This is a genomic window from Enterococcus sp. FDAARGOS_375, from assembly GCF_002393265.1.
GTDB lineage: Bacteria > Bacillota > Bacilli > Lactobacillales > Enterococcaceae > Enterococcus_D > Enterococcus_D innesii.
This window is the reverse complement of the sequence record NZ_CP023515.1, coordinates 1,333,610-1,346,001: the sequence shown is the minus strand read 5'-3', so window position 1 is coordinate 1,346,001 and position 12,392 is coordinate 1,333,610. Positions and strand designations below refer to the sequence as shown.

The 12,392-nt window shown below is 39.9% G+C and carries 11 protein-coding genes; 6 read left to right on the top strand and 5 right to left on the bottom strand.

The window, feature by feature from the left end:
• Positions 1-50: 50 nt before the first annotated feature.
• Entirely contained in the window at positions 51-524 is a 474-nt protein-coding gene (locus tag CO692_RS07520) for a prepilin peptidase (protein ID WP_226818280.1), read from the bottom strand.
• Between the two features lie 322 nt (positions 525-846).
• Between CO692_RS07520 and CO692_RS07515 the strand changes: the two genes are divergently transcribed.
• Positions 847-1,335 (top strand): Dps family protein, encoded by a 489-nt coding sequence (locus tag CO692_RS07515; protein WP_005230382.1) that lies wholly within the window; start codon positions 847-849, stop codon positions 1,333-1,335.
• A gap of 41 nt (positions 1,336-1,376) precedes the next feature.
• Here the strand turns inward: CO692_RS07515 and argH are convergent, their stop codons facing one another.
• Together argH and CO692_RS07505 are read right to left on the bottom strand one after the other, a co-directional pair.
• Positions 1,377-2,756 (bottom strand): argininosuccinate lyase, encoded by a 1,380-nt coding sequence (gene argH, locus CO692_RS07510; protein WP_096741958.1) that lies wholly within the window; start codon positions 2,754-2,756, stop codon positions 1,377-1,379.
• 54 nt (positions 2,757-2,810) lie between these two features.
• Positions 2,811-4,025: an argininosuccinate synthase gene (locus CO692_RS07505; protein ID WP_005230386.1), complete on the bottom strand. Its 1,215-nt coding sequence runs from the start codon at positions 4,023-4,025 to the stop codon at positions 2,811-2,813.
• Positions 4,026-4,431: 406 nt separating this feature from the next.
• Here CO692_RS07505 and rplM point away from each other — a divergent pair, with 406 nt between their 5' ends.
• Positions 4,432-4,878, top strand: a complete 447-nt coding sequence (gene rplM, locus CO692_RS07500; RefSeq protein ID WP_301280258.1) for a 50S ribosomal protein L13 — start codon at positions 4,432-4,434, stop codon at positions 4,876-4,878.
• A gap of 15 nt (positions 4,879-4,893) precedes the next feature.
• A complete protein-coding gene (gene rpsI, locus CO692_RS07495) occupies positions 4,894-5,286 on the top strand; it encodes a 30S ribosomal protein S9 (RefSeq protein ID WP_003128901.1) in 393 nt (130 codons plus the stop codon).
• 86 nt (positions 5,287-5,372) lie between these two features.
• On the opposite strand, the gene CO692_RS07490 is transcribed toward rpsI, so the two are convergent.
• Positions 5,373-6,599 carry a tyrosine-type recombinase/integrase gene (locus tag CO692_RS07490; protein ID WP_010729769.1) on the bottom strand — a complete coding sequence of 409 codons (1,227 nt, stop codon included), beginning with the start codon at positions 6,597-6,599 and terminating at the stop codon, positions 5,373-5,375.
• Positions 6,600-7,702: 1,103 nt separating this feature from the next.
• Complete coding sequence (locus CO692_RS07480) at positions 7,703-8,128, bottom strand: hypothetical protein (RefSeq protein WP_002372632.1); 426 nt, start codon at positions 8,126-8,128, stop codon at positions 7,703-7,705.
• Between the two features lie 749 nt (positions 8,129-8,877).
• Between CO692_RS07480 and CO692_RS07470 the strand changes: the two genes are divergently transcribed.
• From CO692_RS07470 to CO692_RS07460, 3 genes are all read left to right on the top strand, one after another.
• On the top strand, positions 8,878-9,819 hold the full coding sequence (locus tag CO692_RS07470; RefSeq protein WP_002372634.1) for a glycoside hydrolase family 113: 942 nt from the start codon (positions 8,878-8,880) through the stop codon (positions 9,817-9,819).
• 122 nt (positions 9,820-9,941) lie between these two features.
• On the top strand, positions 9,942-11,252 hold the full coding sequence (locus CO692_RS07465; RefSeq protein ID WP_003128918.1) for an ABC transporter substrate-binding protein: 1,311 nt from the start codon (positions 9,942-9,944) through the stop codon (positions 11,250-11,252).
• A 219-nt stretch (positions 11,253-11,471) separates the two neighbouring features.
• Positions 11,472-12,389: a carbohydrate ABC transporter permease gene (locus CO692_RS07460; protein ID WP_002320609.1), complete on the top strand. Its 918-nt coding sequence runs from the start codon at positions 11,472-11,474 to the stop codon at positions 12,387-12,389.
• The last annotated feature ends 3 nt before the right edge of the window (positions 12,390-12,392 follow it).

The window sequence follows — 12,392 nt, the reverse complement described above, 5'->3', positions numbered from 1 at the left end:
CGGGATGAGACCAACTTATCCCGCTTTTTCCTGTCCTGTTTTTCTTCACTTCAAAGAAAAAAAGCGTCAAAAGTATGAAACACTAGAAAGCGAACAATCAGCAAACCAAGACTCAAGAAGGGAACGAAGGGCAACTGCGCCAATCGTTTCTTCCAGATGCCTTGATAGCTAAAAAAAGCGAGAAGACCAAGACTGCTGGCTACTAGTAAGAGGGCCAAAAGGTTCGTTGGCGCTAGCCAAATACTCCAGCCTGCCAGCACTAAGAGATCGCCGCCGCCCATTTTTTCCTGCCAGACAAAAAAGACCAGTGGAACCAGTAAGCCTAAAGACAGCCATTGAAAAGAAGCGCCGCTTCTAAGCTGTGCCAGCGCTAGCAGTAGGTGGGCGGGGTACAGCAGTTGCGGGTAGACGCTATAGTCTATCAAGTCGGTCAAGCTGAGTAAAAAGGCACTGGTCAGCCAGACAAAAGCCAGGAAGCTCTCGGAAGCATGAAAGGCAACCCCGCAAAGTCCGCCATAGCACAAGCAGGTGAAGGCCCAATAAAGTAGGGGTGAAAGCCATCTTGTAGGAAGGCGAAAAAACCAATGGTTATCCGAAACTTTGTTCACCTTCTGGTAATGAGAACGAGAATCACTTTTGGGCGGATTCCAAAACAGGGTTTGTAAGAGCAAAAGCCAAAAGAAGCCGAGTAAAGCGCCTAAAAAAACACGAAAATCGTCATTTTTCGATCCTCCTTATAAAGAAATACGTAAGAGAGTGAGAAATTTTCTCAAATAGATGATTTTGTTGTACTTTTTATTTGTTTCGTATTATCCTTAAAATAGATAATTTAGAGGAGGAATCGTTATGAAATTTGAACAAACAAAAGAAGTATTAAACCAACTTGTTGCTGATTTAAGCCAAATGGCTATGGTCGTTCACCAAACACACTGGTACATGCGTGGACCTGGCTTTTTGACATTGCATCCAATGATGGACGAATTCATGGATGATCTAAATGAGCAATTGGATGAAGTTTCTGAACGCTTGATTACATTAGACGGTTCACCATATTCAACTTTGCGTGAAATGGCAGAACACACTCAAATCCCTGATGAAGTCGGCAACTGGGACCGCACGATTCCAGAACGCTTAGCTACATTGGTGGAAGGCTACCGTTACTTAGCGGACTTATACCAAAAAGGGATCGAAGTATCTGGTGAAGAAGGCGACGATCCAACCCAAGATATCTTCATCGGCTTCAAAACAGCCATCGAAAAACGTATTTGGATGATCCAAGCGCACTTAGGCGAAGCGCCATTGATCGATCCAGCGAAATCTCGCGTACGTCATTAATCAACAAAAAAACCAGCGAAGAATTTTCTTCGCTGGTTTTTTTACTTGCCCGCCAATAATGTTTTGGCGGCTTCAATTTGCTGTGCCACTTGATCAAAACCGGTGCCGCCATAAGAATGCCGATTTTTGACGGCGGTATAGGAGTCAAGTTTTTCAAAAATATCGCTGTCGATGGCAGGATGGATCGCTTGGTATTCTTCCAAGGAAACATCTTGCAGATAGATGCCTTTGCTCAAACACTCGCTGACGAGTTTGCCGACGATCTCATGGGCTTGTCTGAAAGGCACGCCTTTTCCAGCTAAGTAATCCGCTAATTCTGTTGCGTTGGAAAAATCCTTTTCAGTGGATTCTTGCATCCGTGCTTGATTGACTTTCATCGTTGCGATCATGCCCGTCATGATCTGCAAGCTTTTCGTGATGGTTTCGGCGCTGTCAAACATGCCTTCTTTGTCTTCTTGGAAATCTTTGTTGTACGCCAGCGGCAAGCCCTTCATGACCGTCAAAAGACCAAAGAGGTTCCCATAGACACGTCCTGTTTTTCCACGGATCAGCTCCGCCATGTCAGGGTTTTTCTTTTGAGGCATGATGGAGCTGCCGGTGGAGAAGGTATCGGTCAGCTCCACAAATTGGTACTCGTGGCTGCACCAAAGAATCAGCTCTTCACAAAAACGAGACAGATGCATCATCAATAAAGAGGCGTTGCTTAAAAATTCCAAGATAAAATCACGATCGCTGACCGCATCTAGGCTGTTGCTGTAAATATTGCTGAACCCTAACTCTTGAGCGGTGAAAGCACGATCGATAGGGAAGGTAGTTCCTGCCAAAGCGGCACTGCCTAAAGGCATCACATCGATGCGGCTCAAACTCTCACTGAAACGCTCTTGGTCACGCGTCAGCATACTGTAATAGGCTAAGAGGTGATGGGCAAAAGAAATCGGCTGTGCATGCTGCAGATGGGTATAACCGGGCATGATGGTGTAGATGTTGGCTTCGGCTTGTAAAACCAGCGCTTCTCGCAATTCAGCGATCAAAGTGATCACCTCTTGCACGACTTCTTTCAAATACAAATGCATATCGGTCGCCACTTGGTCATTACGACTACGGGCAGTATGCAATTTGCCTGCCACTGGTCCAATCAATTCATGCAAGAATGTCTCGATGTTTAAATGGATGTCCTCATTTTCAATCGTGAAGGTCAACTCGCCAGCGGCTAATTGCTGCTGAATCGTGGTCAAGCCGTCAATGATCGCTTCGCCATCGGTTTGACTGATGATGCCCGTATGGACCAGCATTTTGACATGTGCCAAACTACCAAGAATGTCTTGTTTTGCTAACTTTTGATCAAACGTGATGGAAGCCCCAAAAGCATCGATCCATGCTTCATTTTTCCCATCGAAACGTCCGCCCCATAATTTTGCCATATTCTCACCTCAAAAAAAGATTACGGCTGAAGCGGCAGCTTCAGCCGTGCATAATTAAATCAATGTTTCTGTTAGTTGCTGTTGTGCTTGGATCTCTGCGTGCACTTTGCTTGGCAGTCCCCATAACTTGATGAAGCCGATGGCCGCATGCTGATCGAAGGTATCTGCAGAAGTATACGTTGCTAAGTTTTCATCGTACAGGCTGTTTTCAGATTTCCGTCCTTCACAGATGACGTTGCCTTTGAATAATTTCAAACGCACGATCCCGTTGACGTAGACTTGCGTGCTTTTCAGGAAGGTAATCAAGGCTTCCGTCAATGGATTGAACCATAAGCCGTCATAGATGACTTGCGCTAATTGCTGCTCGATGATTGGTTTGAAATGTGCCAATTCCCGTACAAAGACCAAATCTTCCAACTCTTTATGAGCCGTCATCAAAGCGATCGCTCCCGGACATTCATAAACTTCCCGTGATTTGATCCCCACCAGACGATTTTCGATATGGTCGATCCGACCAACGCCATGCTCGCCAGCCACCCGGTTTAGTTTCATGATCAATTCTGCTAGATTCATCGTCTCACCATCAATGGCGGTCGGTACCCCTTGATCAAAGGTGATCTCAACGATCGTTGGTACGTCAGGAGTATCTTCTAATTCTTGCGTGATGGCGTAGGCCCCTTTTGGCGGCGTTGCCCAAGGATCTTCTAAGACGCCACACTCACAGGCACGTCCCCACAAGTTTTGATCGATGGAATACGGATTGTCCAAATCAGCGGGAATCGGCACTCCTTTTTCAGCCGCATAGGCAATCTCTTCTTCCCGGGACCATTTCCATTCCCGAACCGGTGCGATGACTTTCAAGTGAGGGGCTAAAGCAGCGATCGCTACTTCAAACCGAACTTGGTCGTTGCCTTTACCGGTACAGCCGTGGGCGACGGTCGTTGCGCCAGTCGCTAATGCCAACTCCACCAATTTCTTGGCAATCAATGGACGAGACAAAGCGGAAACAAGAGGATAAGAATTTTCATAAAAAGTATTGCCTTGTAAAGCAATCAAAGCAAAATCTTGGGCGAATTCTTCGCGGGCATCGATGGCATAAGATTCAATCGCGCCAACTGCCAATGCTTTGTCTTTAATGGATTGGGTGTCGCGACCTTCACCGATGTCTAGGCAGCAAGCCACCACATCATATCCTTGGTCCGTTAACCATTTAATTGAAACGGAGGTATCTAATCCTCCAGAATAGGCCAATATTACTTTTTCTTTCATACTTATTAACTCCTTTTCCGCGTGTTTTCAAGTGATTGAAGCTATCTTATCAGAATAAAAATAATAAATCAAGGGAAAATTTAAATATTTATACATAAAAGTGGCGATTATCAGGTTTTTATACTATTATCGATGGTTAAGGAAAAGAAGTGGATGCTCACTTTGTTAATGAAAGTTTATACATAATATTCATAAAGTTATTCAGTTTTAGAAGCCTGCAACAACAAGTTTCGTTTTTCAGAGAAAATGGCAGAAAATGAATGGAGAAAATTTTCAAAAAGAGGCGGAATTACGTTGACATTAGGCTTTATAGAAGGTATTATGTTATATGGTATTGTTTGCCCCACAAGAGCCCCGGAAACTCAAGTGTATGTCAAACATTCGTGAAATTGAATTGGAGGAAAAAATTGTGCGTACAACATATATGGCCAAACCAGGCGAAGTAGAACGTAAATGGTACGTAGTAGATGCAACAGATGTTCCTATGGGTCGTCTTTCAGCAGTAGTAGCATCTGTCTTACGTGGTAAAAATAAACCAACATTCACACCTCATGTGGATACAGGCGATTTCGTAATCGTCATTAATGCAGAAAAAATCAAATTAACAGGTAACAAAGCAAGCGATAAAATTTATTACCGTCACTCAAACTTCCCAGGAGGATTGAAATCAGTCTCTGCTGGAGAATTACGTGCTAAAAATTCTCGTCGTTTGATCGAAACTTCTGTAAAAGGTATGCTTCCTAAAAACACTTTAGGCCGTAAACAAGGAATGAAACTTCATGTTTATGCTGGCGCTGAACACCCACATGCTGCACAACAACCAGAAGTATTGGACATCACAAACTTAATCTAATAGGAGGGAATTTCATTGGCACAAGCTCAATATATCGGCACTGGCCGTCGTAAAAATGCAGTAGCCCGCGTACGTTTAGTACCAGGTACTGGTAAAATTACTGTTAACAAAAAAGATGTTGAAGAATACATCCCACACGCAGACTTACGTGAAGTAATCAACCAACCATTCGGCGTTACAGAAACTAAAGGTTCATACGATGTTTTTGTAAACGTAAATGGTGGTGGATACGCTGGACAATCAGGTGCAATCCGTCACGGTATCGCACGCGCATTGTTACAAGTTGATCCTGATTTCCGTTTAGCTCTTAAACGTGCTGGCTTACTTACTCGTGACGCACGTATGGTTGAACGTAAAAAACCAGGTCTTAAGAAAGCTCGTAAAGCATCTCAATTCTCAAAACGTTAATATCCTTTATATATCAACGTTCAAGACGCTTTCCAATTATTTGGAAAGTGTCTTTTTTTTATATTTAGAACACATTCTAGAACACATTAATTAGATTTTTGTAATCCTCGCTGAAACGCTTCGAACACAGCTTTATCAACTAAATCAGGTGTATTCACATAAATTTTTGTAGTTGAAATACCTGAATGTGTCAAAGCGTTAGAAATTTGATTCATATCAGCCCCACCTTGTCTAGCTAAAGTTGCGTAAGTATGTCGAAGTTTATGAGGAGTTAAATGAACCAAATGGGGATGTCTTTTTTTTATAGAATTAATTCGATAATTTAAGTAATCAGTATGGACTGGACAATTTACTTCACCAGAAGGTTTGGAGTAACTAAAAAGATATTGGTCAGGTGTCTGTTTAATTTTCAACTTCAATAGTTGTTCAGCTTGCACTGATTTCCATTCTTGCAATAGTGTCATTACAATTTCCGGAACTTGGATAATAGTATCTTTTCGACCTTTTGTAAATTTCTTTTTTGTGTGTTTATCCAAGGCATATTTAAGACGGACTGTTTGGTTTTCAAAATCAATGTATTTCCATTGCAAAGCATAGGTCTCACTCTTTCTATCCCCAAGATATAAAGTAAGCATAAAAAGAGTGTAATCGTGAAAGGAAAGTAATTGATCATTGAAATCATCTCTTACAGCGTCTAACCAATCAGTGAGTTCTTTCGAAGATAAAGCTTGTTTTCCTTCTCGTATTCTTTTTTCTTCCAGAGCAACTTTCTTAGGTGCAGTAATACTTTGAATTATTTTTGTTGTACGATTAAATTCAATATAATTTAGAACCTCTGCAATATCAAACATGGAACGAACATAGCATTTAATGATTTTTATGTTTGCATATTCCTTCGACTTTTTTGTGAGTTCATCTGATATTATTTCGGTATTTGCATTAAGATAGCTCATGGCATACTCACCAAATATAGGCAGAATATGCAATCGAAATAAATTCTTTGTATTAATGATGGTTATATCGCTTGGAGCTTTATGGGATCTAGTAGTTTGCCCTAACTCATATCTAGGAAGCCATTTAGATTTATAAAACTCCTTGAATTTTATTTGACCTTTGAGCTCTAATGAATTTGCATTCTCCTCTCTTAAGACTTTTGCGATTTTCTTTTTCATTTCATTTTCGGCTTTAATAGCCAATTGCCTAGTTGGAAAAGTTTTTTGGAATTTTTCTGAACTGATACCTGTAATTTCTTTAAATTTTTTTGGATATCTCAAATTAGTTTTATATTTTCCATTTGAAAGCTTCGTAGGCAACTTCCTCACTCCTTAATAAAAAAGTAAGGCAGTATATTTCGCTACTTTTAGTATATGCAGTCAAAAGTAAAATTCAAATCTTTTTGAACGTATCCATAAAGCCTTTGATATCTTCTACATCAAAGCGAATTATACCGTCTATTTTTATTACGGGAAAATTATATATACGAATCCATTTATCTAAAGTATTGTTATCAATTCCTAAAAACTCACAGGTTTGTTTTTTGTTTAGATAGACTATTGATTTAATAAAATCATCCCCTTATAAATGAACTAAAATTTTTGAATTGCCTTGGGTAAGCACATAGGAATTTCACCTCTCCCCAGTTTACGGCGAGCCTTACGGAAGTATCATTATCTACTGCTATTGTCGTGGCATTTTGTCTTCCCAAAACAAAAAGAAATCTCTAAGTAGTTATCGCTAAATAGGTCATGGCGTACTTGAATTCTTAGCTCGAATAGCAGGGAACGTTATTCAAAAATTATATTTAATTGTCAATGGTCAAAATAGGAATATCATCCTAGTCACTATTAACAACGAAAAACCATATGAAAAGGAAACAAAAATGCTAAAAAAGATTTTAAAATTGGAAAACATATTTAGAAATGAACAATCATATTTTTTTGACAGATTATTTAGTTTTTCATAAACAGGTATGTAAAAATTTAAAATAATAAATTCTGATATTGAAATAAAGATAGAAAATTAAAAGGGATTACCTTTATTTTAATTCAAAAATTATGAAAAATAGGGTGGAGTTGCTGGAGAGAATCAATTAGGTTGTAGTATTAAGGATAACCAAGAGCTAAAGAACCATTTGCGCATATATTTGCATCTAAGCAGAAATTACTAAAATAAACTATCAAAAAGCCAACTGTTCTTTAGTTGGCTTTTTGCGATGTCACTACAATTCGAATGATTCTCTAGAAGTCAGGTCGTCCTGTTTTTCTTACCTAGATAGGCGTGCAATTGTTTCTGTGTACATACGACAGGTATGGTAAGGGGCCTTTCCAAGCGTTGGCGATATCTTCTGTAGAATCTGGTGTCCATCATTGATGAGGTAGGCATACCATTCACTGTTAGATCGAGTATCCACAAAGTTTCATTCTACCATTTCGAAGTGGTGAGTAGCCAATTCATAATAGACCTTACTATTAGTTAATTGATACAGGTTGTAAAAGCCGATGATTGCTTCTGCTAGCGTCCACCAAGTTTTTCGAGTCGAGGTTTGAAGGGTATTTGAATGATCACAAATGATTTTGTTGTTATCGAAGCCTTTGGTAGCTACTTGAGTGCCAAGATTTTCAATAAATTGACTGACTTGCACATCTTTGATACCAGTAACAGTCAAAGTCCGTTGCAATACCCAAATGGTTTCAATGTCATGGCTAAAACTGATTTCTTGGCTTAGAGGACACCAATCAGCATTGAAAAATTGGAGGCAGTTTGCTGGGGTCGCAATCTTATCTGTAAAGACAATGAGTAATCTTTGCAAGGTAGTTTTTACATCGAATGTTGGCGTCGTCATGTAGAAATTTATGTATGCCTCTAAAAAGTGCAAATGGGTATTAGTGGTAAAGTCTAGATCTGGCAAATCGCTGGGTCCGATTGATTGGGAGGGAACGGGCTACCAGTTGTGGGAAAAATCCTCCTGATAACCATTTGTAAGAGGGTCATAAGACTTCTTTTCGAGAAAACTAAAGAGCGTGGTTGCCATTTTTAATGCAGACAGATCATGAAAGTCTAAGTAATACTCGCTAAGAACATAGAGGGCAAAACTATTAGCATAAGTGGTTTTATTGGGATCAGAGAGTATTTCAGTTGCGGTTAGCTCCCAGAAGATCCCCTGGGTTTTCCTGGTCCCAACAGACTTACCGGAAAAATTCATAGGCAGGATTCGCAGCAGTCTTTAGGCTAGCTAAAAAAGACTCAGTTAAGGATTTGTCTTGCAAAATGCGGCAGCAATGACTAAAACTCCATAAATACCGGGCGTTCATCAAGCAGCTCTTATTAGTAGTGGGATCTTATCCCGACGACCGTAAAAACCATCATGAATTAGATCCATCTTACCTTGCCAGAAGGGGATGATTTTTTGAGTGAGCTGCGTGTACAATTTTTTCTTATCCAAAAAAGACCTCCAATTTTATTATATTTACTATATCATATTGTATAAATCATTATAATCAAAAGTATATATTTTTGTTGTTTTTTTCTTCTTCGTCCTTTATAATATAGAATTGAAATCGATTACAAAATAAAACGTGGAGAAGTGAAAAGATGGAAACTATCAATGGGATAACTTTTGGGTTTATGAGCCAACGGGGAGACTGGCAAGATCCAATGAGTCGAGAATCATTACGCATGATGAAAGAAGAGTTAGCTGCAAGTCATGTGATATTACCAATTACTGTCACACAAGCTCATCCTCAGTCTACCAAAATCGATTGGCAAAGTGACAACGTTTTAATAGATGCAGAAGTGAAAGGGATGATCGCTTACGCTCAGGGAATCGGGTTGAAAGTAATCTTGAAACCCATGGTCAATGTGGCAGATGGTACGTGGCGAGCGCACATCAATTTTTTTGATTACGATGTTCCCTGCGAGCCGACTTGGAGCCAATGGTTTGATTCCTATCGTGAATACCTGAATCACTATGCAAAACTCGCTGAAGAGACAGGGTGTGTCATGTTGGTAATCGGCTGTGAATTGGTTAATAGTGATCGACGGGAAGCTCAGTGGCGGGAAACTATTTCCCAGATTCGACAGCATTACAATGGTCTACTAACTTATAATTGTGACAAGTATCAAGAAAATAATCTAACTTGGTGGGATGCTGTAGATGTCATCTCTTCATCAGGCTATTATCCGATTGACAAATGGGAACAAGAATTGGATCGGATTGAACAAGTGGTAAATCACTACCAAAAACCTTTCTTCTTTTGTGAAGTGGGTTGTCCAAGTCGTGAAGGAAGTCAATATCTACCCAATGATTGGAGTTTTTCAGGGGAAGTTAGCATGATAGCGCAATCACGATGGTTTGAAAAGATGTTTACTGCTTGTGACAAGAGAAACTGGATTCAAGGCTTTGGTATTTGGGACTGGAAGGCGCGGTTATATTCGCGAGAGATGGCGCTCAAAGACGACGATTACGGGGTTTACGGTAAACCGGCTGCGGCGATCATTCGAGAATTTTACAAAAGTACAAAACAATATATATAAAAGTATATACTTTGAAATGGGAATGTAGTATTATATTTATGTAATCGTTTTCCATTTCTGACGTAACAGGCCATGAACAGTTTTTGGTAACAGCACTTTATTAATTTATAGGAGGAAGTAACATGAAGAAAAAAATGCTAGGTTCAATGATCGTCTTGGGAGTAGCAGGTTTAGTTCTAGGGGCATGTGGAAACAACAAAGATTCAGCTAATGACAAGGATGGTGGGAAAACTGAGACCATTACCTTCATCAACCACAAAACCGACTGGGAAACCAATGGAAAATGGGATGAATACATGACAAAATTCAATGAGAAGTACCCGGATATCAAAGTAGAAATTCAAACGATTACAGACTATGCTGGCCAAATTAAAACCCGGATGAATAGTGAAGAATATGGGGATGTTTTGATGATTCCAGGAGATATCAAGCCAGAAGATTATGGGAACTTTTTTGAACCACTTGGTAAAAAGGAAGAGCTCAGCAAAGAGTATATGGGTTTAAATGATCGGTCCTATGATGGCACGAGTTATGGCTTACCGTCACAGATGAACGCCACTGGGATGGTGGTCAATCAAAAGGTCTTCAAAGATGCTGGTATTGACGAATTTCCACAAACACCAGAAGATTTTGTAGCAGCATTAAAAACAATCAAAGAAAAAAATACTGATGTGATGCCGCTATATACTAACTATGCGGCTGGTTGGACATTATCAAACTGGGACTTTGTTCGCAGTGGTGCTTCTGGTGATAAAGACTTTACCAATAAGATGACTTCAGACAAAGAGCCATTTGCAGCGGGTAAAGTGATGAATACGATTTATAAAACCCTATACGATGTTAGCAATCAAGGGTTGATTGAGGCTGACCCAACTACATCTGATTGGGAACAATCAAAAGTAGATATGGCTAATGGTAAGATTGGGATCATGGTTTTGGGAAGTTGGGCGGTACCACAAATCAAAGACATCAATGCTGATACTGCTGAGGACATTATCTTCCAACCATTTCCAATGACTGCCGAGGATGGTAAACAATATTTGCCAATTGGAGCAGATTATAACTATGGGATCAACGTTCATAGTAAGCACAAAGAAGCGGCGCGCAAGTTGATCGACTGGTTAGTCAATGAATCAGACTACGCGGAAGAAAACGGGGGCTTGTCAGCAAAAATTGGAGCAGATTATCCAGAATCATTGAAGGCTGCACAAGATGCTGGGGTTGAGTTAATTGAAGAAAATCCAGCACCAGCCGGAAAAGAATCATTGTTTAGTTCAATCAATGACCAATCTGAACTAGGTTTGGGTACGACAGATGCTGAAAAGCAACGAATCATCGATGCAGCAGTTGGTAACTCTAACGAAAGCTTCGAAGCTATTATGAAAGACTTCAATACACGCTGGTCAGATGCGATAGCAGAAGTGGGAGAGTAAAATTTTTTTAGAAGTCACCCTAGCAGTTAGGAAAAGACTTTTGATTGATAGCAAATAAAGTTTTGATTGTAGGCACTAACTTTTGTCTGGCAACTTGTGCCAGGCAAAAGCACAGTGTCGTAAATAAAACTTATCTTGGTAGTAACTTCTTTTGCAGGAGTACATAGCGATTGCGGACCGTGGTCGATATGAGGGGTTTTAGAATAAGGAGGAGCCAACATGAATAAACAGGGAGAGTTTACCATGAATAAGACGGTGAAAAAATCCCGTTTTAGCCAAAAAACTGAAAAAAGAATCTTGATCTTTACTTTTACCATTATTCCGGTATTTTTATTATTAATGTTATCTTATTATCCTTTAGTGAAGATGTTCCAGTACAGTTTGACAGAGTGGAATGGTTATTCCCCAGACAGTAAATTTGTCGGACTAGATAACTACAAGACAGTCTTAACCAATCCAAAATACTTTACCGTTTTTAAAACCAGCTTGTATTACTTCTTTGCAACTTTTTTGCAATTGGGTGTCGCTTTATTGTTTGCAACGATTTTGTCCTTTAAGGTCAAATTTGCTAATTTTTGGAAGGGGATTTTGTTTTTCCCTTATTTACTAAATGGGGTAGCAATTGGATTTATTTTCTTGTACTTCTTTAAAGGTGATGGAACTTTGGATACAGTGCTATCGGCGCTAGGTTTGGAGAGTCAAATTCGGCTATGGTTAGGAGATCGCTCCATCAATAATATTTCTTTGGCCTTTACTTCCTTGTGGCGTTATACCGGCTTTAACTTTTTGATTTTTTTAGGAGCAATCCAGTCGGTCAATCCAGAAGTTTATGAAGCAGCCGAAATAGATGGGGCTAATCGTTGGGATGAGTTTCGTTATATCATCGTACCGAGTATTCGCAAAATCATCTTCCTAAATCTGATTTTGGGCATAAGCGGCTCCTTGAGTGTCTTTGATATTCCATATATTATGACTGGAGGATCCAACGGCACCATGACCTTTGTAATCCAAACCATCGATACTGCCTTTAAGTATAATAAAGTTGGTTTAGCTTCAGCGATGGCAGTTATTTTACTCGTGATTGTCTTAGTGGTGACGTTGATTCAACGGAAATTTATTAGCGAGAAGGAGGCATAGAAG

Bases quoted from the DNA above. Each gene is read 5' to 3' on its own strand.
- CO692_RS07505 (WP_005230386.1), bottom strand. From the start codon at position 4,025: ATGAAAGAAAAAGTAATATTGGCCTATTCTGGAGGATTAGATACCTCC.
- CO692_RS07470 (WP_002372634.1), top strand. From the start codon at position 8,878: ATGGAAACTATCAATGGGATAACTTTTGGGTTTATGAGCCAACGGGGA.
- CO692_RS07515 (WP_005230382.1), top strand. From the start codon at position 847: ATGAAATTTGAACAAACAAAAGAAGTATTAAACCAACTTGTTGCTGAT.
- argH (WP_096741958.1), bottom strand. From the start codon at position 2,756: ATGGCAAAATTATGGGGCGGACGTTTCGATGGGAAAAATGAAGCATGG.
- CO692_RS07465 (WP_003128918.1), top strand. From the start codon at position 9,942: ATGAAGAAAAAAATGCTAGGTTCAATGATCGTCTTGGGAGTAGCAGGT.
- CO692_RS07480 (WP_002372632.1), bottom strand. From the start codon at position 8,128: ATGACGACGCCAACATTCGATGTAAAAACTACCTTGCAAAGATTACTC.
- CO692_RS07460 (WP_002320609.1), top strand. From the start codon at position 11,472: ATGAATAAACAGGGAGAGTTTACCATGAATAAGACGGTGAAAAAATCC.